The organism is Ruegeria sp. F12 (assembly GCF_056533885.1).
The window spans coordinates 17983-43513 of record NZ_JBQFOV010000004.1 but is presented as its reverse complement, the minus strand read 5'-3'; the positions used below and the strand labels follow the sequence as shown (position 1 = coordinate 43513).

Here is a 25531-nt window from a genome sequence, read left to right as displayed (position 1 = left end):
CCGTGTCAAAATGCGCGGTCAGATGTGATTGATCCCAAGCCAAACGTGATTTAAGGGAGGCCCTGTCAAATCAGAGTCACCGTTGGGGCACCAGGATAGCCGTGCCCCGCCTATGCCGCTCGAAAGTGGCCAACTCTTGGAACGCACGCCCCGAAAGGCTTTAAAAAAGGTAAAAGAATATGGCAGATAAATCAGACTTCGACATATTGTATACCATTGTAGACGAAGCGCCCGAGCTGGCCAGCGCCTCGTTCCTGCCCATCATCCGCAAGTTCGCATCCGCCGCAGGCGTAAGCGTTGGGACCAAGGATATTTCGCTGGCCGGACGTATTCTGGCGACCTTCCCCGAGAACCTGACTGACGCGCAGCGCATCACCGATGATCTGGCCGCCCTGGGTGAACTGGTGAAGACACCCGAAGCGAATGTGATCAAGCTGCCCAACATCTCGGCCTCGGTCCCGCAATTGTTGGCCGCAGTCGAAGAGCTGCAATCGCAGGGCTACAACATCCCCAACTATCCCGAAGAACCTTCGACTGACGAAGAAAAAGCCATTCGCGCACGTTATGACGCCATCAAAGGCTCAGCCGTGAACCCTGTTTTGCGTGAGGGCAACAGCGACCGTCGCGCGGCAAAGGCCGTGAAGAACTACGCCCAGAAGAACCCGCATTCGATGGGCGAATGGGTCTCGGACAGCAAAACCAAAGTGTCGTCCATGCCCGGCAACGATTTCTACGCAAATGAGAAATCGGCCACCATCTCCGCAGACCAAGCAGGCGACGCAAGGATTGAATTCGTCGGCAAAGATGGCAGCACCACCGTTTTGAAAGACGGCTGGCCGTTGGCGGAAGGCACCGTGGCCGACGCGACATTCATGTCGGTCAAAGCTCTGTCCGCGTTTCTGGCCGAGGCCATCGAGGACACCAAAGCAGACGGCACGATGTTCTCGCTGCACATGAAAGCCACCATGATGAAGGTCTCGGACCCAATCATTTTTGGCTATGCGGTAAAGACGTGGCTGGCCCCGGTGTTTGACAAATTCGGCGCGGAACTGGATGCGCTGGGTGTGAACCCGAACTCAGGGCTCGGCGACCTGTTGGAGCGCGTTCAGGGTAATGCAGATATCATGGCCGCCATCGACGCGATCAAGGGAGACCGCCCGTCCATGTATATGGTGGACAGCGATAAAGGCATCACCAACCTGCACGTGCCCTCGGACGTGATCATCGACGCTTCGATGCCTGCCGTGATCCGCGCGGGTGGTAAGGGCTGGGACGAGACCGGTGCCAAGGGCGACACCAATTGCGTGATTCCTGACCGTTGCTATGCGTCCGTCTATGACGAAACGATTAACTTCTTCAAAGCCAATGGCGCTCTGAACCCGGCCACAGCCGGCGCGGTAGCCAATGTGGGCCTGATGGCGCAGAAGGCCGAAGAATACGGCAGCCACCCGACGACGTTCCAGGCACCCGCCGACGGCACCATTCGCATCGTTCTGGCCAATGGTGACGTGCTACATTCGCACGACGTCGAAAAGGGTGACATCTGGCGTTCTTGCACCGTAAAGAAAGCCCCAATCGAGAACTGGATTCAGCTGGCCATGGACCGTCAGCGCCTGACCGGGTCCGAGGCGATCTTCTGGCTGGACGCAAACCGCGCACATGACGCTGAGTTGATCAAATACGTCAAACCGGCGCTTGAGGCCGCAGGCGTGGCTGACAAGTTCATGATCCTGGCCCCGCGCGAAGCGACCCGTCAATCGCTGGAGACGATCACGGCCGGCAACGACTCGATTGCGATTACCGGCAACGTGCTGCGCGACTATCTGACCGATCTGTTCCCGATCCTCGAACTGGGCACCTCGGCCAAGATGCTGTCCATCGTCAAGCTGATGAATGGCGGTGGCCTGTTCGAAACCGGCGCGGGTGGTTCCGCCCCGAAGCACGTGCAGCAGCTGGTCGAGGAAAGCCATCTGCGATGGGATTCGATGGGTGAATTCTGCGCGTTGGGCGAGTCGCTGAACTTCCTGGCCGACAGCAAAGGTAATGCCAAGGCGGGCGTTCTGGGCGCGGCAGCCGAGGCCGCGACGCAGGGCATTCTGGACAACAACCGCTCGCCCAGCCGCAAGGTCGGTCAGCCCGATAACCGCGACAGCCACTATTGGTTTGCGCGCTACTGGGCCGAGGCTTTGGCGGCGCAATCGGACGATGCCGACCTGGCCGCCGAGTTCGCGCCTTTGGCCAAAGCGCTGGCCGATAGCGAAGAAGCGATCCTGTCCGAGCTGGCCTCGGCGCAGGGTGGGGCGGCTGATCTGGGCGGCTACTACCACACTGATCCGGCCAAGACCGCCAAGGTTATGCGCCCCAGCGCCACGCTGAATGCGTTGATCGACGCATAAAAAACCGCGTTCGCGCACAGTATCAAAAAAGAGGGCCGACCCCCAAAGTCGGCCCTTTTTTTAGAGTGAGTAGGAAAGAACTGCTCCTTCCCGATCGAGGTTCTTGGTCTGCAACGCCTGCTATGCGGCGGCGTCGCAAAAAAGGGGCCGATCGTGTGACCGGCCCCAGTCTCTTAGTTCGATGCTGCGTTCAGCTTTTCATTCTGCTCGCGCAGCGTGTCCGAAATGATCGCATACCATTCGCCACTTTCGCGCATCTCGTTCAGGCCCTTGTTCATCATGGCGATGTATTCGCGTGCGAACGGGTTGGTGCGGTGCGCCAGGAAACTCATGGACGACAGGGTCGAAACATAGGGGTTTTCCACGATGTCAGCCGACGTAAGGCCCATGTCTTTCTTCGTGGCCGCAAACAATTCAACTTCGAACGCTGCGACATCGGCGGTACCAGTCAGAACCGCATCCAAGCATTCGCGGGCCGAGTTGGGTTGAACCACGGTGGTGTTGCTGCGGTTCAGGCCAACCTCTTCCAGAACGACCATGCTCCAACCGGCCATCCGGCAGATGGTTGCGCCTTCGAAATCCGAGAAGGAGGTTGCGTCGACATATTCGCTCTCGGGTAGGGTGAAAAAGCCGCCTACGACGTCATAGACCGGAACCGAAGCCACAAATTGCGAGCAGCGTGCTTCGGTTTCTTCGGACCATTCATAGGTGCGGTTGGTGCAATCCGGAACTGTCCAGGCGATCGAGATATCGAACGCGCCAAGTGGCAGTAGCGTATCCAGGTGTGATGCCCAATCATCCACAAAGCTGACCGAATATTCACGCTGGTTTCCTGCACGCTGGAGGCTGGTGGTCGCCAGACGGGTCATGATACCGCCGCCGCCCAGACCTTCGCTGGTGAAAGGTTCCCAGCCATTGCCGGCAACCATCTTGATCGGCGGAGCGTAGACATTCGAACGTTTGACACTGGCGGCGCGCTGCTCTTCGGCGGCGATGATGTCCTGCGCGCTCTGGCCGTTCGGCAGGCTGCCATCGTCACAGGGCAGTGCCAGAACCAGACCGGGCTCCAGCGCGTTGGGGTTGGTGATGTCATTGCGGTTCGCGTTGAAGATCGGCTGATAGTTTGAGGTGCCATAGGCCGCGATGGCAATGGTCGCCATCGTGTCGCCATCCTGCACGGTGTAGTTGGTACACGCGTCCTGAGCCGCTGCCGCACCAGCGCTTAGGGCAGTTACAGCCGTGGCCGACAATGCCACCTTCTTCAGATTGAAATTAAACATGTCTCGTCCTCCAGACTTTTGTTGTTTTCAGGCCAGTTGGGGCCTTATCCATTTTCCATTTGATAGCGCAGAGCGGTTGAGACGATGTCCCGCCACTCTCCGGATTGCTGCATGATCGACAGACCCTGGTTGAGCGTCTCAAGGATCGCTTCCCCATCCGGATTATCTTTGTGGGTCATGATGTTAAGCGACTTGATCGCCGCAAGGTTGGGGTTTTCTACAATGCGATGTTCATAGCCAAGGCGCGCAATTGCTTCGACCGCCAGATGCGCTTCGACCGCGACGATATCGGCCGTACCGTCCATCAAGGCGTGGAAGCAGTCGTCAGGCGACACCGGGCGCAGCATCGAAATCGCTGGCTCATACAGACCCACCGCATCCATATGCGACAGTGACCAGCCTTCGGGGCGGCAGATCGTGGTACCCGCGAAATCGGCATAGGTCAGGGTCTGCTCATAGCCCGAGCCTTCACGGGCAAAGAAGGTATCCACAACCTCGTAAAACGGGTTCGAGAAGTTGTAGGTCTCGCACCGGTTCCGGTCAGTTTCAGACAGGGCGGCGGGTTCTTCGCAATTCGGGCGCGACCAAGGGAAGGTTGCGTCAAAGGCCAGCGTCGGCATCAACAGGTCCAGATGCGAGGACCAGTCATTCACGAATTGGATCTTGTACCCTTGCTCGGGCGCGGCGCGCAGCATCGCGGTCTCAACCAGATTGGTGTAAAGGCCACGGTGGGGCAGGGCCTCATCGGTGAAAGGCGCATAATTGCCGCCTGTGATCAACAGCAGCTGACGATCCTGAAACTCGGGACGGCCACTTGTATCGGCGTCGCGGATCAGCGCAGCGGCTTCGGCGCGGGCAGCTTCGATTTCTGTCTTGGCGGCAGCTTTGGCCTCAAGCACCGCGTCCTCGCTGGCCTGTTTGGCCTCGGCCTCAGCGGCGGCCACGCGGGCTTCGGCCTCAGCTATGGCTTTGGCGGCACGTTCCTCAGCGGCTTTGACCAGTTCAGACGCCATCTCGGCGGCCATGGCTTCGGCCTCGGTCGCAGGTGGTTCCGGCGCGCGGCCCACGTCTTCCAGACAGGGCATTGTCAGAACGTCGCCCACGCGAATGATGTTGGGATTGTTCCCGATAACATCGCGGTTGGCGTCAAAGATGATGCTGAAGTCTTCGGTCGAATAGACCTGAATGGCCAGCTCGCGCAGGCTGTCGCCGCGCTTGATTTCGTAGGTCGAGCACGCCTCTTGCGCCGAGGCGGCACCTGTTGCCGCCGCAAGAGCCAGGCTGGAGATGATCAGTTGAGGTCTCATGTGTCCTGTCGCTTTGCCTTCATTCGTTTCTTGTCAATTTCACGACCGCAATGGACGCGTTGTCCTGATCGGGGTCGCCTTTATCCCGAAGCGCCTGCCAAAGCGCGTCGGCTATATCCTGTGCCAAGTCACCCGATTGGGCCTGAACTATGGCCTCGATCTCAGCATCGCTGAGATATTGCAGCCCATCGCTGCCCGCGATCAGAACATCCGACGCAGTCAAAGCGACGGGGTGTTCGGGACAATCCACTTTTGGGATCGCCGCGCCCATGATGACCGAGGTCAGTTGGTTGCGATCCGGGTGCGTATGCGCTTCGTCCTGCGTCAGCTTGCCCTCGGCGCATTGCGCGTCGATGATCGGCGCCATCGAATGATCTTCGTTGATCTGGCGCAGCGCTCCGTCGCGGAACAGGTACAAAGGGCTGTCCCCGATCGATATCCAATAGACGTCCGATCCCATCAGAAGAGTACCCAACAGGGTCGAGCCCATGTTGAAACCATCACCCTGTTCTTCGGAATGCTGCGCGATCAGCGCATTTGCCTGCATTGCCGCCAAGGGCAGGGCGTCGATCAGGGCGGGCTTCGATGGCGCACCCGTTTCCAGTTCAGGGTCCAGCGCACCCCGCCAGGCTTGGATCACAAGCTCGGATGCGATGTCACCTGCCGCATGCCCGCCCATGCCATCAGCAACCACGATATACCCAGCATTCGCCACATCGAACATGCGCGCGGCGACCGCGTCTTCTTGCGTGTCGCGCCGACCCTGATCGAGGATCAGCGCAATGTCATATGCCGGGGTCGCCAGCATCTATCAGGCATCCCGCCAGTCGAAATTGTCACCGCAGAATTCTGCAAACCGGATCGAGGTTTCGCTGATGCGGATCAAATCGCCGCTGGCCAGCGCCACGGTGCTGAGAACGGGTTTACCGTTCAGACGTACCAGATTGGCCTTGCCACCGTGACCCAGATAGCATTTGCGATCTTCAGGGTCATAGGCAATCACAGCGTGGTTGCTGCGCGAAATGCCGGTGTCGCCAAAATCAAGCTGGATCGCCTGATCGTCGTTGCGACCAATCTGCATCAGCCCTTCGGTCAGAGTAATGCACGCGCCGCGACCGGGGCCACCTGTTACAACCAGCCAACCGACCGGAAAGGTCTGCTGTGCAGTCTCGGTTTTGGCGACGGGCTCGGCGGTTTCCATCAGGTCCTGAACATGGGTGTCGGCTCGCTCAAACCCCAGGAAGGTGGTTTTGACACGACCACGACGATCCGACTGGGCCGGTTGCGCGGCGGACGGTGTTTCCGCCATCTGCGCCGCCGGAGCATTGGGCAGTGGTTCAGGTTGCAGGTCCACAGCCTCTACGATCTCGGCCACCGACTCGGGCGCAGGATCTTCCGCGACGACTTCGATCACAGGATCGGCCGGCGTCGTATCAAACAGGTTACTGTTTTCTTCTTCGGCCTCGTCAACCTCTTCGTCCGATGCAACGTGCAACGTCACAATCGGGTCTTCTTCGGCAATCTCTTCCTCGGCGGCGGGCTCTTCGGTCGGCTCAAGGACGTCCACAACATCCGCAAGGATTGCCGCATCATCGGTTTCAGCGCTGTCTTCGGCATCGGCCTCGGAGAAGTCCGGCATCTCGGCTTCGGGGATCAGGTCCTCAGCCTCATCGTAGCTGTCCGACGCTGGCATGTTGTTTCCAGCAAGCGCCACGCGCAGTGCGTTGAAGTCTGCAATCGGCTCGGGCTTGTCTTCGCTGGTTTCAGCGATGTCTTCCGCCTCGGCTTCTTTCGGTTTGCCGGCACCTTCGAGAAGCCGGCTGAGAGGGCTTTTATATTTGAACATGGTGACGACACCTTTGTTTCTTGGCACGGGGCAATGCCCCGCTGGGCTTCTACTCACCCCTTCGCAGATCACGCAGAGGCACTGATGATGGAAAACAAACGTCACTGGTACTTTCCGCGACGGGCCGGTTCCCGTCGGGGTCACTCCACTGTCGTGACCCTCAGCAAACACACACTGGCGGATTACAAACGAACCGGTCTGATTACTCCTGCGTCAACTGCATAGTGGCATCTGCTTCGGTACCGTTCCGTAGAACGTTCAACTGGGCTTCAGCTTGTCCTTCGGACACAAGATCAGCCAGCATGGCATCCAGGCTTTCCGGCCCGTCGATGGCCAGCCCCGTCTGCGCCTCTGAGATCAGGATATCGCCCGCCTGCAGGCTACCAGCAGTTGCAGCGGGAACGCTTTTGACCACGGTTTGCCATCCGGTACCGCCACTGTTGCGAACTGTGAAGCCATAGCCGTTGTCCAGCCCCACCATGCGCATGGTGGGCAGAGCCAACAGGCCGTTCTGCGCGCGGGTCTGACCCAGCGGGCGATAGCGCGCGGTGATGCGGGTATAGCCGTCAGGATCCACGTTGAGATCATTGAGAACCTGAGCCGCAAAGCTGGTGTCGGCCTCGATCGGTTCGCCATTCAGGGTGTAGATCGCGGCCCCACGCTGCACCCAATCTCCGATCACGGACATGTCCAGCGCCGGATCAACACCAGTCACAGCAACGACGCTGCCGGTCGATGCGCGCCGTTTCGAGGTCTGGAACGGAATTTCAACGTCCCAATGGGAAAACGCCACCTGTTGTTCGGCCAAAGTGACCGGAGTCGCAGGCTCAACCGGGTCTTCCGCGACAGTTTCGGTCGCATCTTCAGCGGGAAGGTCGGCTGCCGGGGCTTCTAGCCCTTCTGTGGCAGCCGTTTCGGCCAGGGTCTGCTCGACAGGTTCTGGCACTGCTTCCGCCTGCTTGGGTGACGTCGGTTCGCCAGCGTAAACCTCGGGTGAGGTCAGCTCTGGCGCGATGTCTTGCGGTTCGGTGGCCGCGGTCAACTCAACAGGGGCCGTGTCTTGCAGCACGGCCAGCTCGGGTGGTTCGACCGGTTCAATCTCGGCAGGAGTTTCGTCAAGGGCTTGGGCCTGAGTTGCAGGCGCGTCCTGACCCGACATCACGAAAAGCCCACCTGCGGCTGCGGCCGCGATGACGACTACGGCAGCAGCAATCAGTTTTCCACTACCACCCGAGCCGCTTTTGACCACGGTATCAACGGCGACCGGGGGTTCCTCAGGCGCGGTGAATGTGGCCAGTTCCTCTTCTTTCTTGTCCTCATGACCCAGAACGATATCCGGGTTGCCTGCCAGCAGTGCGGTCACCACTGCCTCGGCGTTTTCGCTTTCTGCTTTGATCCGGGCTTTCTCGGCCTCTTCATCCTTGCGATCCATCCCGACAATGACCGAGATGGGACGGTGAGCGAAGGTATCGAACATTACGCCAGGCCCACGGAACATCCGCAGCCAGTCCAGCGCGCTTTGCAGACGATCGGTTGCGTGCACCTCCATCGCCTTGTCAATCGCCTCAAGGAACCCATCGGGGTATCCATCATACCGACCTGTCAGAGGCTGATAGGGATCATCCTGCCCGTTATTGAAGGCAGTCAGCCGCGTCTGACCATCAATGGGGCGTTCGCCACTGATGGCATGGTAAAGCGTTGCCGCCAGAACATAGAGGTCGCTGCTTGGGCCTTGCTCGGCCCCCCGCACATAGAATTCATGCGGCGAATACCCGTCCTTGATCACACGCAGGGTCAACAGCGCCGCCGATTGATTGGCCGCCTGATCCCGCGCCGCACCGAAGTCAATCAGTTCGGGCTCACCATGTTCGTTGATCAGAATGTTATCGGGCGAGATATCCCGGTGCAGCATCCCGCTTTGATGGATGAAGGACACGGCCGACAGCATCTTTTCGGTGACCTGCACGATGAAATCGGGACCGGCATCATTCTCGGGGTTTTCAACATAATCCAGCAGGTCGCAACCTTTGATGAAATCCATCGCGATATAGGCTGTGTCATTGTCCTCAAACACCTGATGAACGTCGACAATGTTGGGGTGCACCAGCCGCGCATGGTTGCGGGCTTCCAAAATAAACAGGTCAATGATCGAGCGCAGGTCGTCCTTGTAGGAAGGATCGATTGGTTCGACCGTATCGCCGTTGCGATGACACAGGGCGCCGGGGAAGCATTCCTTAATAACCACGTCGCGTTCCAGACTGTCGCGCGCCAAATAGGTGATGCCAAAACCGCCATTGCTGAGAAACCGCAGGATTTCATACTGCCCGCGCAACAACTTTGCACCGGGTGCCAGGCCTTCAATTTTGGGTTCGTCATGCGTCGTATCGACAGCCTGATTGTGGCTCATTTCTTTCCGCCCGTTCTAAACATTTTGCGGTTCGTGTTCGGGTAAACTGCCCGTCAACTCACGACCAAACACAACCGCAGGACACTTAAGAACGTTAGACGTTTCAAATTTGACTTTATTGGGGCCGCCTCATGGCTTCACTGAGAACCAAAACTTCGCGAATCGCATATATTGTTTCCCGAGCGGCTAGCGGCACAATATATAGCCCGACACCCGCAAGAAATTGCGGACTGAACGCAGGATTTAGGATGATTGTTGCGCGATTCCGAAACAATAAGCGCGCGATTCTTGACAACTCGAATCGCGCCCTGCGGCGCGATTCAAATGCGATATGACCTCAGGTTCCGGTTTTTGTGTGAGCGGACTCGGCGCGACTTCCGGCCCAGGCAAGGCAGTCACTCAGCTGTGTGAGGATACTGACGGCATCCCTAAGCGGCCCGGCCCCGGTTTCGAATTGCAGCAACAACAGCAGGTCGGTCGCCTTTTCAAACTCGGCTGGAATCCAATCGGCTGACGGATCAATCTCACCACCCTGTTCCAGACGCTCGGCAAAATCTTCGACAATCTCCTGACAGCTGCTCAGAAAACTGCTGGGCTCCATATCCGAGGATTCACGTAAGTCCTCATAGATGCTGGCGATAGCAGCCAACCAATCTTCGAGGATCGGGTTTTCCAACGGAGGCAACACAGCCTCAAGCGGGGCTTTAACCGAGGGCGACGCGACAGGTGCAGGCTGGTCGAGGGTCAAACTGTCGAGGAAGGGCAGAAACTCGCGTTCCAGCGCATCCCGCGCGGCCTTCAGATCTCCCAGCCGCCGGTCTGAGGCGATTTGCAATACTTGCTCAGCAAGGTTCTGACCACCACAGCTCTGCCACAGGGCAAAATCGGGCTCGGGCTCTTGCGCCATGGCTTTGACGGCAACCGGCGTTCCAATAGGCACGACCGCCCGGAACATATCGCCTTTTTCCTTGTTCAACCGGGCCAGGACCCGATCCAGCGCGTCATGAACCGGCGGAAGGTCCGTATGTGTGATGGCCAGCAGGCTGTTTGCACGCAATTCGGGTGGGACTTTGGACCACAAATGCCGCTCTGACTCGCGCCAGGCGCTGGTGCCATTGGTGCACCAGATGGCGCAATCGACATATTGCAACAAATCCAGCGTAGTTTTCGACGCGTCATCAAGCGACCCCGTACCAGGCAGGTCAAACAGGGAAATTTCCTTCAAAGCGGGGGTATTTAACCCAACCGAGATGAAATCAGGCTTGTCTGCCGCTGCCTTTTCCAAAGCGATGCCAGAATAGACCTTGGGTTCCTTGTCCCACCAGCCCACCGTGGTTTCCGGCTCATCCGCATAGGCCACGATCACCAAGGGCAATTTAAGATGCTGTGGTCCGGTTGGCAGGATATCGGCCCCTGCCAACATATTGGCGAGGCTCGACTTGCCAGCTCCAAACTCCCCAACAAACCCAATGTTGATCGCATTCGACAGCCGCTCGGCATGGCTCAGTGCACGCGCGCGCATGTCATCCACAGAATCGTCGGATGGTAGTTTTTCAGTCGCGGTCAGGAAACGCTCGAGTTGGCGTACTTCCTGTTCGGTCCCTGGAAATTCGATCATTCCGCAGCCTTTGGTATTTCAATTTCTGATTGGCCCGGTCCGTAGACAGCACCCAGTTCATCCGCAATCCGTTGCGCGGTGTTAAAGGCAGTTTGCGCCTCGGTCCGTTCGTTGGTCTCACCACTTCCAGCGCGATGCTCAAGGTGTCCTGCCAGAAGGGCCAGATAGTGGTCGAGCACTGTGTTCAAACGCCCCAGCAGGTTTTCACGGGCCGTATCGACAAGATCGTCGCCAATCATTTCGAATTCCTGAACGATCATGCGTTCCGCCCGATTGACCACGCTTTTGCGCGAAATCAGTCGCGATAACCATGTCACGCGCAGTTCCACGGTGATGCCACGGGTCAAGGCCGTCGTATCAGGGCGGAACCAGCGAACCGCGCTGGTGTTCATCCGGTTGTCCCCGGAATCCTGCCAGCCCGGCAGGGATCGCAATGCCGCATTGCTTTGCATGTCCACCGCGTAAAGCTCGCTCAGCATACGCTGGCGGACAACTTGGGTTGCGCCTTGCACCAGCTCTCGCATCCGATCACGTAAGGGGCCAAAGTTCAGCTCTGTCTCGCCCCCTTTGGCCAACAGCGGAGAATCTCCGTTCGGGCCACGCACCACGTCCGATACGGCCTCGGCCACGGTATCGTCCATGACACCACGCAGGTTGGCCAAAACGTCATCCATATCCTTGACGATCATCTCGGTCTTGTCTTGGACCAGCGCGCGCAGGTCGGCCTGAGTCTTGTCGTTTTCGCTGGGGTCATCCGCCCCGTCCGTGCCCTGATCCTCGATCGCGCGCAGATGCGCCTTGGTGCGGTCAAGCTCACCCTGCGCAAAGCTGTTGAGGTGTTGCCACGCCATTTGCATCTGCTCGTTGCGCGGCCCATCTGCCAGGGCGCGGGTCACATGGCGACGCAAATCCGGCAGTCCCGAGGCGATCATGGCCGCAAAACGCAGAACGCCCTCGCGGCTAATCGGGCCGGGGCCTTGCTTGATCTCTTCGACACCGTCCAGATATTGCTTCATCTGCTCGGGGTGGGCACGTAGCCAGGCCAGAACATCGTCATGGTTTACGCCGGTTTCATCGCCGGTCAATGCGTAGTGCGCCCATTGCGCACTGCCCATGAGAACGTCGATATCCGAATTCCCAAGCGCTTTTTCCAACCCGTCCATTACATCGGCGCGGACTTTGGTCGCGTCATCTGCACCCCCGCCCAATTCATCGACACGGTTGATGAAAACCACAATCTGGCCCAGCTCCAACGCCTGCATCAGACGGAACAGCTTGAGGTCCGCCCGCGACAGCGCCTGATGCGCCGACAGGACAACCACGAAGAAATCGCTTTCCTTGAGATACTGGCGTGAGATTTCCTCGCGGATCAGCAGCGGGTCATTGACGCCCGGCGTGTCCGTCACGGTGATCGGGAACGGGAAATGGCCAATGTCGAAGTAAACCTCGGCCTTGCGGGTGATGTCGCTGTAAAGCCCGCGATCGGAACCGGGATCAAGCGTGCCATCCTCGGACGGCTCATCACCGGCGCAGACATAGCGCGCCAGATCGTCAGATGTCAGATGATCCAGATCGTGATGCTGGCCCAGAAGCTGCGTATAGCTTTCGCCCAACCGCAGCTTGGCGCGGGTTTTCATCGCCTCGACCTGCTGTTCGATCATCTCGCGCTTATAACTGTCCTCGTCGTCGGGGAACATGTTGCGCAGTTCTTCGCCCTCTGCGATCAGGGCTTGCCATTGGCGATTGTCGAAAAAGTGGAACTCGGCGCCCTCTGTCCGACCCGAAGGATGGCCGAAATGCATGTCAGTAATCACGGTCGTCCACGGGTTGACGTCCGAAGGCAAATACTCGGCCTGACCAGTGAAGCCATTGATCAGGCGCGATTTCCCGGCCTTGATCTGACCCACAAAGGCGATCGAGGGCTTGAGGTTCGACAGATCTCCCACGATGCGCGAGATAAACTGACGTGTTTCGTCATTGCTGACCTCGTTCAGGTCTTCGGCGATGCGGATCAACTCGCGGCGATTACTCTCACTCATAACACTTACCCTGGTCACACTTGTTCACTGATGGGATTCTTGGAAAATTTGAATGGTTGGGGCGCGATCATTCGTCCGTCCCCTTTAACGCAGCCCATACTCCCACAACAGCACCCAGCCTGCGCGCCTCGTGGGTCACGACCGAGACCCTTTCACCGTCATGCAGAACGGCCAGCCCGGTGCCTTTGCCGCCTGAGGGACGCATGACGATTAGCTGCGGATAATCCAGATCTGCGTGGGTATCCTTGTCCCAACCCGCCAGATCACGCGCGAAACTCTGCATCAGGTCCTGACTTACATGCACGGAACCGTCGGCAGCACAATCGCCCGCGGTGGACATGAGGGTACCGTCCTTGGCCGAAGCCAAAACGCGACCCAATCCGAACCGGTCAGACCCGTCATAGAACAGATCGGCCAAGCTCTGCGTTTCCTCTGCCTTTGGCGCATCTGGCACCAGCGACACCACTGGTTCAGCAGACAATTCAATCGCTTTGCAGCATTTGGAAATCTCGCTGAACGTGATCCCGACATCATCTGCATCCAGCGTTGTATTAGGCTGTAAGGACACAAGCTCCAGCGGGGCAGGGGCGGTGGCAATGTCACTGACAAGCTGCGCCAGGCGATCAGCCAACTCTTCCCGCGAAGCTGTTTCAAAATCAGGGGCAACCCCGTCGCTCACGCAGAAAACATCTGTGACGCGCGAGCTGTTGACCTCAATCGCGAGGCAGTCACCATTGGCTGCCGTAAACTCCAACCTGCGGGGCAAAACGGTTCCGCGAATAGTGCGCAAAACCTGATCACGCCGTTCCTGAGCCGTTGTTCCTGTCAAGGTTACCGCTGGATTCACCCGCGCGACAACGCTGCGCCCGATATTCTCGAGCATATCGAGTATGTTCGCGTCGATCATGCCGTGACCCCCTCTGGTCCCGCTCATACCGCAGCCGCAACCGGCCCGCGGGTTAGGTGTGATTTCGTTAGCGCAAGGCCCAGATTGGCGCTGCTGCGGCAGATGTAGCAGAGCACATGGTCCGGATAGGCCTTGGTACGCAGGAAGATGTTCAAACGGTCTTTCGAGAACACCGCAATTTCACCAAATCCAGTCGGTTCATTCGCATCCTCGCCGGCCTCGCGCAGCAGTGCTTCGAACCCCTTTACACCACGCCCATGAAACAGGTTGGCAACCGCGATCGCGAGCGTATCCAGAATCTCTGCATCGTTTGGGTCCGGCGTGACCGAGCCCAACAACATCCCCGTCTCCATATCGACATACCCGGCTGCGATGCAGTCGGGTATTGTGCTCATGGCGGCATTCAAAGCGGCTTCGATAGGCATCTGAACGTCTACTTTCTACCTGCCGGTCGGTTACAGAACATGCCACTCGGCCCCGCCGGATTTGTTGCTTTTGGCAAGCGAAGACATGTCCTGCTTAGATTTGCGTGCGCTGTGTTCTGCCGCGATCTGGTCAAACTCGACCAGGAAGGACTGGAACATAGCTTTCAGGCCGTCCGCATCCTGAGGCAGGTCCTCGTCCTCGGTAATGTCGCGCCACATCGCGGCCGCACTCAGCGGTGATCCGGCGGGCACATTCAGCAGATCTTCCAGCTTTTCGGGCTGCGCGTCGCTGTCGGTCCGTTTGGCACCGGTGAGAGGGACAACCTGAATGTCGATCAGGCTGTTGCTTTCGGGCTCAGGCTCGAACTCATCCTCGGCGCTTTCGGGTTGTTCGGCCATCAACGCGGCAATGGACGAAACGGAACCTTCTGCGCTAATTTCCGGAGCCGAAGTATCCTCAACCTCGGGCTGTTCTGGAGTTGAAGCCAGTTTTTCCTCAAGCGCATCGACAAATGTTTCCTCGTCCGAGTCAACTGGAGCATCGAATGCAGCAACTTCCTGTTCGAACGCATCAACCTCGGTGTCGTCGCTCTCTGCTCCAGCGGACATTTCTGTCAACGTCACTTCGGGCTCTTCGGCGTCCCGGAAGAAGGATCGCAGGTCTTCCTCCTGTGCGTCCTCGGGCGAGTTCGTCATCTCCGCACGCATCCGTTCCGCTTCGTCCGCGTCGATCCGAGGCGCGCGATCCGCGTCGTCCTTGCGAAGTTCCACTCGGGCGGGGCGAACCGGGAAGGATGTCACAACATCCTCGGCATCCGAGACATCAACTGGGTCTACCAGCTTCAGTGGTGCGCGCGCACCGTTGGCATCGGGGCGCAAAGCGTTCATGTCAGGCGCGCCGGTCAGGCTGTCATCAATCTGGTATCTGGCCAACTGATGGGCCCGGTTGTCCATGATCTGTTCGGTGATCTCAAGAAAACTGTCCACCATCTTGCCACCGCCACTGCGCGCCCATTGCTCGGCATCGCCGCTTTTGTCACGTGCCATAATCGCATCGCGGGCCGAGAACAGAATGGAACGGTTGAACAGATGCCCAGCCTCACGGTTGACCCGGCGCAAAACTTTCTGGCGGTCCTTTGCGTCCAAAACATCTGCCCGCGTGACCAGCAACAGTGAATTGTGCTGCAACCGCTCTGGCAAAGACACCCATGTCGCGCGTTCAGTCTCGCGCCAGGCTTGCGTTGCATGGGTACACCACAACACGCCATTCGCCTGACCCACAGCACGCCGCCAGACATCGTCCGAGATCTTCGGATCCGAGATACCGGGCGTGTCGATCAGATCGACAGCTTCCAGAATATCCGATTGCAGGAAAATCCGAACGAACTGAGCGTCGTTGACCCCGACCGATTCAAGCTGATCCAATCCGATTGTGTCCCGGGACCCATCCGGTCGTTGGACATAGGCGGACTGCTTACCCCAGCTAAACCACACGGGCGGAAGTTGGGTGGCGGTGACCTGCGTCGGCAAAGCGTCCGAGCGCAGCAGGAAGTTCATCAGCGTCGATTTGCCTGCGCTGAACTCTCCCATTAGCGCGAAAACGGGTTTGCGCCGGGACCAGTTTTCAATGCGCTCCCAAGCCTTGGTTGAAACGAAGCGGGTTTGTGAATCTTTTGCCATGTCGCTACTTATGCTGCCTCGTTGCTTAGATCTTTCAGGATGTCGCCCAGGATATCGTCGCGCGATTTCTGCGGGGCCATGCCCGCCATCAGCGCATTCCGGGATGCGTCGGTCTCGGCGGTGGCCGATATGTTCAGCAATGTCTCTTTCTGCTCGCGCAGGAAGTCAGACAGAACAGCACGCACGTTTTCCAATACCGCCGCGATCTGGTTTTCTTCGATATCCTTCGTGATCGAGCTTGCCTCGGACGCAATCAGGCGGGTGTAGTCTGCGGCGTAAGCCTCGAACCCTTTGCGGCGTTGCCACCAGCGGCGCCACCACGTGCTTTGCAAATCCAGCGCAATCGTGCGCCCGATGCCCAACGGGGGCGGGACACGCGGCACAATTGGTGCTTCGATTGCGAACTCGCCAAGATGATTACCCAGCAGCTTATGATAGAGGGCTTCAACATCCGCCGCAGCAGCACTGTAAAGCGCACCAGCCTCTTTACGCATCGCGCGGGCAAAGCTGAAATAGGCCGCCTTTTGCAAGGTCCGCAGTCCGGCGGGATCGTATTGCCAAGTGCCTTCTTCGCCATTCTCTTCCAGATGCGCAATCAAGGAATCCGTCGCGCGTTTGACAAAGTTCTTTTCGGCCGAGTTCAGACGCTCCAGCACTTTTTCCCGCAGGGATGTGGTCAGCACAGCGGCCTTTTTGTCATATTCCGCAATAACGGTCGCAATGGCCTGCTCAGGAGAGACACCGTCGAGGTCACGCACCACACCATCACCATCTGACAGTTTCTTGGCTACGGCAGTTGCGCGGATTTGGCTGGCAATGTTGCGCGCTTTGTGGCGCACACGGTCCAACAGGCGGGTGCCTGCGCCTTCGGCGATCCGTTCGTTCATCGCCAACAGCAGATCGGGCAGGCCTGAAAGCGCCCAGATCTTGTCCAGCGAGGGGGCCTGATCGCCAAACCCTGCAGCCAAATAGAAGGTGTTCAGTGCCTGCCGCGATTCCTCGTTCATGATGTCAGGATTACCGGTCAGTGCGGCCTCGGCCCAAAGTGCGCTGCCAAACACGACGCTGGTATTGCCATCGATATTGTTCTGTTTCAGCGTGTCCTGAATACGGTCGCGGATTTCGGGCACCTGATTGACCGGATCGGCCAGTTCATCAATTCGGTTCACGAACAGGATGATTTGGCGGTTCTCGAACTGCGCGATGATGCGCATCAGTGCCATATCCATCGTGGTCAGCGCCTGACTTGCCGCCAGTACGACCACGCAAACCTCGGACCCGCGCAGACTGCGCAAGGTGATTTGCTCCCGCACCATGAAGGTATCGTTGACGCCGGGCGTGTCACACAGTCTGAGCGAAATCGGGTATTGCGGGATGTCCATGAACAGTTCCGCAGACTTCGTCACATCGGCAAATCGCCCAGTCTTTGGATTGATATCCGGGTCATCCTCATCCCCGAGGCAAACATAGCGCTGGATCAGTTCTTCGTCGAAATAATCGTATTGGTGGCTCTGGCCCAGGATCAGGTCGAAATGCTTGCCCAGACGATCTTCCGACTTGGCCTTCATCTCGCCGATTTGGCGGCGGATATCGTCCATCTCGTCATCGGCCCCGGCGCGATTAGCCAATTCGCCCAGCCGGCCACCGCCGACCATCAGGTTGTCCCATTCTTCCTGTTCAAAGAAAGTAAACTTGGCCTTTTTGTCACCCTCGGTCCGGGTGTTGATGTTCAGCGTTGTCACCACCGAGGTCCACGGGTTCACATCCGACGGCAACAGGGCAGGGCGCCCGGCCAGGATATTCACGATCGACGATTTCCCTGCCTTGACCTGCCCCACAAGCGTGACACTCGCAGTGAAGTTCTCCATCCGCGTTTTCAGCGTCGCAAGACGCGCCGAGGAGCGCGCATCCGCCACTTCTGTCAGCTGGTCGATCTGCGTGGTCAAAGCCGTCATGGCCGAGGTCATCGGTGTCAGAGCTTCGTTGCCAACGGACAAAAGGTGATCGTTACGCGCCATGGTTAACCTCCGGTTCCTGTAGCGGCGATGGGGTGGTCTATCTGGTCGTGCTGCACGCTGGTCAGCGTGTCGATCCGCGCGATCAGGTTCAGTGCATTGCCCAGAATCGCAGCCTCTGCCGAGGGCGAAATCTTTTCATAAGCCCCTGAATCGGCTAGCACTTCGATCGAGCTGAAACTGTCACTGTTTTCCAGACAGGCCAGACGACGGCCCGTGGGGAAACCTGCGGCTTTGGTTTCGGGCAGCGGCATGCGGGAATTGGCCAACAGATAATGGCCCCCCGAATGTGTGCGCAACGAAATGCCAAAACCCGTATTAGGATGATCCCGGTTCAGGGATTTCAGTTCGCCCAGAAAACTTTCCCGTGCAAGGCCAACGGCGTCTTGCTCGGTCACAGCGGAATTCATCATGTTGGTCACGTTTTCGACCCTTTTTCTGGAGTTGAGCAAAAGCTCTTCAACAACGCCCGGAGGCAAAAAGACTCATCTGGTCCCAGCGCCCATCAACCATCTGCAAGGGGGTCTTAATTTGACGCGAATAAGATTTTTTGGCGTTTGAAATGTGGCGCAAATATGTTTCTTGTTTATATACAATATCTTAGAGATAATTTTTGTGCGACCGCAGGCGACAATAATGCACTCAACCACCAAGCTGTCCACGCGAGCAAGCGGCGAACGCTGCAGGCCCGTGATTACGACGTGATCCGACCAGCCGAATTTATTGACCTGAGTCGAAATTTCCCTCTCGCACTTGGGTTCAAGCTTTGCTATTTGGCCCTCAGTCTGGCACGAGATGCCACGATGCGGGTGTGGCGAAATTGGTAGACGCACCAGATTTAGGTTCTGGCGCCGCAAGGCGTGGGGGTTCAAGTCCCTCCACCCGCACCATTTCTTTCTAAAGTTTTTGTTGGAATGGAACCGGTTTCCGCGCTCCAAAAGATTGGGACGACGGTTCGCTTGATGAGGCTTATGTAAAGCCAAATCGACCGATCAAAGGATTTCGATCCGGCCCTTCATATGAGGATGAAACTCGCAAAAATAGGACTGTTCCATCCCTTCCGTGACTTCAATTTCACCGCTTGCGTCTTTCACAAGCTCAAACGTGTCCCAACTGCGATCAACTGCGGTCGCTGTATGGGGTGCGATATCCAGATTGACCCACTTGATCCTATCCCCCGGACGAACCTGTATTTGATCGGGCTCGAACTTGAAGCGACGGATTTGGATTTCATGCGTCATTGAGGCATTCTCTGCACTTCCCCGCGATACCAAAGCGGCTGCCGAAGCAGCCGCTCCGATCACGACGAATCGACGTGACACAGGTTTGGACATCAGTTCAGAGACTCGACCATCATTTCCGCATGACCTTCATGCGCCTTGAAAATCTCAAGGCCCTGCTCGAACAGCGCCTTAACCTCGGCATTGTCGATATTGGGGATCATGGTGTTCTCAACCAGCTCGTTGACGGCCTGATGATACGCCAGTTCATTGGCCGCATAGGCCTTGTCGAACTCGGCACCACGCAGCTGCGACAGATTGTTGATGATCTCTTCCGCGTTGGAATTCAATGTCTGGCTGAATGCATTGTCCTGCGCCGATGCACCCAACTTGTCCAGCAGTCCCAGCGCCGCTGCGTTAACGGCGGTATGATCCCGGATCATCGTATTGGCAAACTCGTGGATGTCGGGATTTTCCGACAGCGCCAAGGCCAGATGCGCATAGCGAATGTCAATGTTGTCAGCAGTATAGGCGATATGCGCGTATTCCAGGTCGCTCATATCAGCAACGTCCTGCGCCGAAGCAGCGGTTACGACAGCCAGCGAAATGGCGAAAGTGGCGAGGAATCTTTTCATGACGGATCTCCGTTGGATTGGACTGATGCGCCCAGTATCCCCAACGATGATCAAGACCACATACTCAGCCGTTCAAAATCCAGCACAGATCGTTCAGATTTCGGAACGTGCGCGCAAATGTGAACCAGGATTGGCAAGTCAGACCGTCCAAACCCACAGAAAAGGGACTAAAACGCGCGGCGCTGTTTGGGATCAGGCAGCGCCGCGCGAGGCAAGCAGATCAAGCGGCTGCGATCTGCTTTGCTTTTTCGACCATGACTTCGGCCTGCCGGATCGAAGCATAGTCAATCAGGCGACCATCCAGCGATACGGCCCCTTTCCCGGCAGTCTCGGCCTCGGCCATGGCGACCAGAATGCGCTGTGCTTTGGTGACTTCGGCATCGCTGGGTGACATGACTTCGTTGGCCAGCGCGATCTGGCTGGGGTGGATGGCCCATTTACCCTCGCAGCCCAGAACGGCTGCGCGTTTGGCGGCCGCCTTATAGCCTTCGGGGTCCTGGAAATCGCCGAACGGGCCGTCAATCGGGCGCAGGCCGTTGGCGCGCGCGGCCACGACCATACGCGCCAGCGCATAGTGCCACATGTCGCCCCAATGGGTTGCGCGGGATGCGTCACCATCGGGATCGGTCAGTACGGAATAGTCCGGGTTCACGCCACCAATGATCGTGGTGCGCGCTCGGGTCGAGGCCGCATAGTCAGCCACACCGAAATGAAGGCTTTCGTTGCGTTTCGAGGCGGCCGCGATCTCGCTGACGTTCTGCATGCCCAACGCGGTCTCGATAATGTGCTCGAACCCGATGCGTTTTTTGTACCCCATCGCGTCTTCGACCTGAGTGACCATCATGTCGACCGCATAGACATCGGCAGCAGTGCCCACTTTAGGGATCATGATCAGGTCCAGCCGTTCACCCGCCTGTTCGACCACATCGACCACGTCGCGGTACATATAGTGGGTATCCAGACCATTGATCCGCACGGACATGGTCTTGTTGCCCCAGTCGATGTCACTCAAAGCCTGAATGATGTTCTTGCGGGCCTGTTCTTTTTCGTCGGGCGCAACCGCATCTTCCAGATCAAGGAAGATCACGTCGACATCCGACTGGGCTGCTTTTTCGAACATACCGGGCTGGCTGCCCGGTACGGCGAGTTCGCTGCGGTTCAGGCGCGCGGGGGCTTGTTCGATGGCATAAAAGCTCATGAGTTTGAGTCCTTTGAAGAAGGGTGCGTCAGATCACGCGGTCACGGGGTGGGCGGCCTGCAAAGAAGTCGCCCAGATTGTCCAACACGCGAAAGCCCATGGCCTCGCGCGATTCACGGGTGGCGCTGCCCAGATGCGGCAGCATCACCAGATTGTCGCATTGCAGCAGGTCCGGGCTGATACGTGGTTCGCCGTCAAACACGTCCAGCGCGGCCCCTCCGATGGTTTCGAACATCAGCGACTGCACCAGAGCATGCTCGTCTACCACTTCACCGCGTGCGGTGTTGATCAGGAAGGAATCGGGTTTCATCATGTCCAGCCTGCGCCCGTTGATCAGGTGCCGGTTCGCAGTTCCACCGGGGCAGTGCAGCGAAACGAAATCGCACTGCGGCAGCAAATCGTCCACCGTGTCGACCTGCGTGGCGTTGAATTGCTTCAGTACGTCGGGCGAGACCGTGCTGCGGTTTTGTACCAGAATGTTCATACCGAACCCGTGATGCGCCCGGCGCGCCATTTCCTGACCGATGCGGCCAAAACCGATAATGCCCAACGTTTTGCCGCTGACCTTGGTGCCGACCAGATGAGTCGGGCGCCAGCCGGCCCAACCACCTGCGCGCAGCTCGCGTTCCCCTTCGCTGGCGCGACGGGCGGCCATCAGCAACAGCATCATGGCCAGATCAGCGGTGCATTCGGACAGGACGTCCGGCGTGTTGGTCACGGTCATGCCCAGATCACGGGCGGCCGGTTCGTTGATATGACTGTAGCCAACGCCATAATTGGCGAGGATTTTGGTTTGCGCGGCGGGCACGTCCAGCGCCTCGGCGCTGAGCGTATCGGTCACAGTGGGCAGAACCGCGTCGAATGTCTTAAATGCTTCGCGAAGTTCCGCCGGGGACATTGGTTTGTCCCCGGTATTCAGCACGGTGTTGTAACTTTCGGCCAGCTGTGCCTCGACGGCAGCGGGCCAGCGACGGGTGACAAGGACCGAAGGTTTGACCATCACGCAGCCCTTCCCTTGACACGGGCAATGGTCTCACCGATCACCGCCGGGTTTTCGGCCACGGTCACGCCCGCAGCGGTCAGGATTTCCACCTTCTCGCTGGCGCTTTCACCAAAGGCCGAGATGATGGCTCCGGCATGGCCCATCGTCCGGCCCTTAGGCGCGGTCAGGCCCGCGACATAAGCCACAACGGGCTTGGTGATGTGATCGCGGATATATTCTGCCGCTTCGGCTTCCTGAGGGCCGCCGATCTCGCCGATCATAGCAATAACCTCAGTGTCTTCATCCTGTTCGAAACGCTCAAGAATATCGCGGAAGGACGAGCCGTTGATCGGGTCGCCGCCGATGCCGACGCTGGTCGAAACACCGATGCCGCGCTCTTTCAACTGCGCTGCGGCTTCATAGCCCAACGTGCCCGAGCGTCCGATGATGCCCACATTGCCAGGCAGGTAGATATGGCCCGGCATGATCCCCAACAGCGCCTTACCGGGGCTGATGGTTCCAGCGCAGTTCGGGCCGGTCAGCACCATGCGTTTGTCCTTGGGATAGCGGTACATGTAGCGTTTGACGCGGATCATATCCTGCGCCGGGATACCGTCGGTGATGCAGACGCAATAACGGATACCGGCATCTGCGGCTTCCATGATCGAATCCGCCGCAAACGGGGGCGGCACGAAGACAAGGCTGGCATCGGCGCCGGTGGCCTCGACCGCTTGTTTGACGGTGTCAAAGACGGGCACACCTTCAACGGTTTCACCACCCTTACCCGGGACAACGCCACCGACGACATTGGTGCCGTACTGCACCATATCCTTAGTGTGTAGGCGTGCCATGCGTCCGGTGATGCCCTGAACGATCACGCGGCTATCACGGTCCAGTAGAATGCTCATTGCACGGCCCTCATCTTGGTGTTTTGGGTCAAATCGTTGCGCCATGCGCCTACGGCGCGCTCGGCGGCTTCCATCAGTGTCGTCGCGCGGATGATCGGCAGGCCCGACTTGGCCAGGATTTTCTGACCTTCTTCAACATTCGTGCCCGCAAGGCGCACGATAACTGGCAGGTCAATCTCAAGCTCGCGCAGCGCCTGCACGACACCTTCGGCCACCCAGTCGCACCGGTTGATACCGGCGAAAATATTGACCAGAACCGCCTGAACATTGTCATCTGACAGAACCAGCCGGAAGGCCTTGGCCACCCGCTCGGGCGAGGCACCTCCACCGATATCCAGAAAGTTCGCAGGCTCGCCACCGGCCAACTTGATCGTGTCCATCGTGGCCATAGCCAGACCGGCGCCGTTCACGATGCAGCCGATATTGCCATCCAGCCCGACATAAGACAGGCCCCGATCCGCCGCGCGGCTTTCGCGCGGGTCTTCCTGACTTTTGTCGCGCAGTTCAGCGATCTGAGGGCGACGGAACAGAGCGTTGTCGTCAAAGCTCATCTTCGCGTCCAGTGCCAACACACGGTCATCGCCAGTGATGACCAGCGGGTTGATCTCGACCATAGTTGCGTCCAGCTCGCTGAAAGCGGCATAGCAACCCTGCAAGGTGCGGACCATGTGTTGGGTCAGCTTCGGCTCAAGCCCCAATTTAAACGCGATCTCGCGGGCCTGGAATTCCTGCAGGCCCACCGCCGGTTCAACGATCGAGCGCACGATGCTGTCGGGACGCTCGGCTGAAATTTCCTCGATCTCCATCCCGCCTTCAGACGAGGCAACAATCATCACCCGCTGGCTGGACCGATCCAGCACAAAACCCAGATAGATCTCACGATCAATCGGCACCGCGGATTCCACATAGACGCGGTAGATGCCTTTGCCTTCGGGCCCGGTCTGATGCGTGACCAGCTTACGGCCGAACATGTCGTCACAGGCCGCATGGATTTCGCTTTCCGAGCTGCACAGCTTGACGCCACCGGCCTTGCCACGCCCACCGGCATGGACCTGCGCCTTGACGATCCACTTGTCACCGCCCAGTTCGCGCGCGCGATAAGCGGCCTGTTCGGGGCTGTAGGCCAAGGCCCCCGAAGGGGTCTCGACACCAAATTTCGACAGCAATTCTTTCGCTTGATATTCATGGATATCCATCTGCATTCCTCCCGTTCATGCAGCGCGGTCAGGCCGCGATCGACGTGCCGTAGCGGCTTTCCAGCAGGGCCTCGACCGCCTCAAGATCAACGGAGCCGCCCATGTCCTGCACCGCTTGGCCGAACAGGCGCACGATGTGGCTGATGGCCTGGTGGTTCAGCTGGTTCAGGATGCCAATCCGGACCTGAACAGGCGCGCTGAGCGTCGGCCAGATACCAAATCCCTGTGCCCGACAATTCTGCACCAGCTCCATCTCACGACCGGCCAGTTCCGGCGGCAGGTTCAACACCACAAGGCTGGGCATATCCGACGTCACCTGGCATCCCATCGCAGTCACGGCATCGCGCAGCACGGCTTCGTGCGTTTTGTAGGATTGGGCACGTTTGGCCAACCCCTCGATCAGGGTCAGGCGCAGGGATTCATGGAAGGCGGCCACGGCATAGCCCGAATGGGTGCGGTGGTAAGTGCCTTTCTCGACATCTTGTCCATCGACGATGCCCCAGTGGCGTGCCTCGAAGATCGGGTTGTGAACGTAGGAATAAGCGCCCGACGTCTTCAATACCTCGATATAAGCGTCGGTAAAGCTGACTGGTGCATAGGTCAGCGGCAGGCAGCACAGGCCTTTTTGCGGACACGACGCCCATCCTGCGACGCCAGGGAAATCGTCAATGCGGAAATCCGACACACCGAGAGACGACACAGCGTCGATCAGGCCCATCGCGCCATGACGTTCGCACGCGTCCGAAAAGCCCTGAATATCGTTCACACGGCCCGAACCGGTTTCCCAGTGCGCCATGAAGGCCCATTTCGGTTTATGCTGCGCCAAAACCTCGTCGACCATCTCGCCGGTGACGGGTTGGCCATGGGGCACCTCAATCACGGTGACGCTGGCAGCTTGCGGGTCCAGCGGGTTTGCTGCGTGCTCGGTCGGGGTGGCGGCTTTGATCCGCAGGGTCAGCGCATCGATGCCCGAGAAGGTGCCGTTGGTAAAGGCGACAACCTTGTCACCCGGCATCACGGCCGAGAACATGGTGTCCAGCCCGCTCCAACCGGTTCCGGCGACAGCGAAAGTATAGGTGTTCTCAGTCCCCCAGATCTGACGCAGCATGTGCTTGCATTCGATCATGCCACGCAGCACGTCGCCCTGCATGTGATCGGCAACACCGGCACTGGCAAAAGCCTGCAGAACGCGCGCGTCGGTGTTTCCGGGACCGGGACCCGCCGCTAGCGTCTCCGGGATTTCGAGGGTGGGGTAGATTTGAAATGTCACGTTCGATCCTCCTAAGCGATCGGGGACAGGGGCACCCGATCAGACGTGTTGAAGGAAAGAAAAATAGAAACTTGCCTCGTCACACAACGTAACTTACTACTGCCTTTGGATATCTGTTTGGGCGGGTATAAACCCACCCATTCTGGTAAATATGCCGTTGTATACGGATTTAGAACCTACCCATACGGGTGGTTTTTGTAAT

General features: G+C 58.3%; 20 protein-coding genes and 1 tRNA gene. 2 read left to right on the top strand and 19 right to left on the bottom strand.

Translation table 11 applies throughout. The features are described from left to right. The first annotated feature begins 179 nt into the window (after nucleotides 1-179). Entirely contained in the window at nucleotides 180-2396 is a 2217-nt protein-coding gene (locus ACR0CA_RS06960; RefSeq protein ID WP_480897930.1) for an NADP-dependent isocitrate dehydrogenase, read from the top strand. A gap of 173 nt (nucleotides 2397-2569) precedes the next feature. On the opposite strand, the gene ACR0CA_RS06955 is transcribed toward ACR0CA_RS06960, so the two are convergent. From ACR0CA_RS06955 to ACR0CA_RS06900, 12 genes are all read right to left on the bottom strand, one after another. Continuing rightward, nucleotides 2570-3676, bottom strand: coding sequence for a peptidoglycan-binding protein LysM (locus ACR0CA_RS06955; RefSeq protein WP_480897928.1), 1107 nt, complete (start codon nucleotides 3674-3676; stop codon nucleotides 2570-2572). A gap of 44 nt (nucleotides 3677-3720) precedes the next feature. After that, entirely contained in the window at nucleotides 3721-4983 is a 1263-nt protein-coding gene (locus ACR0CA_RS06950; RefSeq protein WP_170790013.1) for a transporter substrate-binding domain-containing protein, read from the bottom strand. Nucleotides 4984-5002: 19 nt separating this feature from the next. Continuing rightward, nucleotides 5003-5791: a PP2C family protein-serine/threonine phosphatase gene (locus tag ACR0CA_RS06945; RefSeq protein ID WP_480897926.1), complete on the bottom strand. Its 789-nt coding sequence runs from the start codon at nucleotides 5789-5791 to the stop codon at nucleotides 5003-5005. A gap of 3 nt (nucleotides 5792-5794) precedes the next feature. Further along, nucleotides 5795-6829, bottom strand: coding sequence for an FHA domain-containing protein (locus ACR0CA_RS06940; RefSeq protein ID WP_480897924.1), 1035 nt, complete (start codon nucleotides 6827-6829; stop codon nucleotides 5795-5797). 202 nt (nucleotides 6830-7031) lie between these two features. After that, a complete protein-coding gene (locus tag ACR0CA_RS06935) occupies nucleotides 7032-9236 on the bottom strand; it encodes a serine/threonine protein kinase (RefSeq protein ID WP_480897922.1) in 2205 nt (734 codons plus the stop codon). A 337-nt stretch (nucleotides 9237-9573) separates the two neighbouring features. Continuing rightward, nucleotides 9574-10854 carry a dynamin family protein gene (locus ACR0CA_RS06930; RefSeq protein ID WP_480897920.1) on the bottom strand — a complete coding sequence of 427 codons (1281 nt, stop codon included), beginning with the start codon at nucleotides 10852-10854 and terminating at the stop codon, nucleotides 9574-9576. Beyond that, nucleotides 10851-12893 (bottom strand): dynamin family protein, encoded by a 2043-nt coding sequence (locus ACR0CA_RS06925; RefSeq protein WP_170785952.1) that lies wholly within the window; start codon nucleotides 12891-12893, stop codon nucleotides 10851-10853. The genes ACR0CA_RS06930 and ACR0CA_RS06925 overlap by 4 nt, the downstream gene beginning before the upstream one ends. A 67-nt stretch (nucleotides 12894-12960) precedes the next feature. Beyond that, nucleotides 12961-13800, bottom strand: coding sequence for a hypothetical protein (locus tag ACR0CA_RS06920; RefSeq protein WP_480897919.1), 840 nt, complete (start codon nucleotides 13798-13800; stop codon nucleotides 12961-12963). Nucleotides 13801-13823: 23 nt separating this feature from the next. Next, the gene (locus ACR0CA_RS06915) at nucleotides 13824-14195 is read right to left on the bottom strand and encodes a hypothetical protein (protein WP_480897918.1); all 372 of its coding nucleotides are present in this window, start codon (nucleotides 14193-14195) and stop codon (nucleotides 13824-13826) included. Nucleotides 14196-14255: 60 nt separating this feature from the next. Continuing rightward, complete coding sequence (locus tag ACR0CA_RS06910; protein WP_480897916.1) at nucleotides 14256-15905, bottom strand: dynamin family protein; 1650 nt, start codon at nucleotides 15903-15905, stop codon at nucleotides 14256-14258. Between the two features lie 8 nt (nucleotides 15906-15913). Continuing rightward, nucleotides 15914-17923 (bottom strand): dynamin family protein, encoded by a 2010-nt coding sequence (locus tag ACR0CA_RS06905; RefSeq protein ID WP_170773538.1) that lies wholly within the window; start codon nucleotides 17921-17923, stop codon nucleotides 15914-15916. Nucleotides 17924-17925: 2 nt separating this feature from the next. Then, on the bottom strand, nucleotides 17926-18333 hold the full coding sequence (locus ACR0CA_RS06900) for a hypothetical protein (protein WP_174819453.1): 408 nt from the start codon (nucleotides 18331-18333) through the stop codon (nucleotides 17926-17928). 392 nt (nucleotides 18334-18725) lie between these two features. Here ACR0CA_RS06900 and ACR0CA_RS06895 point away from each other — a divergent pair. Then, nucleotides 18726-18810, top strand: a tRNA-Leu gene (locus ACR0CA_RS06895). A gap of 102 nt (nucleotides 18811-18912) precedes the next feature. Here the strand turns inward: ACR0CA_RS06895 and ACR0CA_RS06890 are convergent. The 7 genes from ACR0CA_RS06890 to ACR0CA_RS06860 all read right to left on the bottom strand — a co-directional run bounded on the left by ACR0CA_RS06890 (nucleotide 18913) and on the right by ACR0CA_RS06860 (nucleotide 25329). Further along, a complete protein-coding gene (locus ACR0CA_RS06890) occupies nucleotides 18913-19242 on the bottom strand; it encodes a plastocyanin/azurin family copper-binding protein (RefSeq protein ID WP_480897914.1) in 330 nt (109 codons plus the stop codon). Between the two features lie 11 nt (nucleotides 19243-19253). Next, nucleotides 19254-19775 carry a DUF4142 domain-containing protein gene (locus tag ACR0CA_RS06885; RefSeq protein ID WP_170773541.1) on the bottom strand — a complete coding sequence of 174 codons (522 nt, stop codon included), beginning with the start codon at nucleotides 19773-19775 and terminating at the stop codon, nucleotides 19254-19256. Between the two features lie 220 nt (nucleotides 19776-19995). Then, nucleotides 19996-20973 (bottom strand): HpcH/HpaI aldolase/citrate lyase family protein, encoded by a 978-nt coding sequence (locus ACR0CA_RS06880; protein ID WP_480897912.1) that lies wholly within the window; start codon nucleotides 20971-20973, stop codon nucleotides 19996-19998. Between the two features lie 28 nt (nucleotides 20974-21001). Next, entirely contained in the window at nucleotides 21002-21973 is a 972-nt protein-coding gene (locus ACR0CA_RS06875) for a 2-hydroxyacid dehydrogenase (RefSeq protein WP_480897910.1), read from the bottom strand. Continuing rightward, nucleotides 21973-22863: a succinate--CoA ligase subunit alpha gene (gene sucD / locus ACR0CA_RS06870; RefSeq protein WP_480897908.1), complete on the bottom strand. Its 891-nt coding sequence runs from the start codon at nucleotides 22861-22863 to the stop codon at nucleotides 21973-21975. The genes ACR0CA_RS06875 and sucD overlap by 1 nt, the downstream gene beginning before the upstream one ends. Continuing rightward, nucleotides 22860-24059 (bottom strand): malate--CoA ligase subunit beta, encoded by a 1200-nt coding sequence (locus ACR0CA_RS06865; RefSeq protein ID WP_170790024.1) that lies wholly within the window; start codon nucleotides 24057-24059, stop codon nucleotides 22860-22862. Before ACR0CA_RS06865 ends, sucD begins: the two co-directional genes overlap by 4 nt. A 28-nt stretch (nucleotides 24060-24087) precedes the next feature. After that, complete coding sequence (locus ACR0CA_RS06860) at nucleotides 24088-25329, bottom strand: pyridoxal-phosphate-dependent aminotransferase family protein (protein ID WP_480859017.1); 1242 nt, start codon at nucleotides 25327-25329, stop codon at nucleotides 24088-24090. Nucleotides 25330-25531 lie beyond the last annotated feature (202 nt).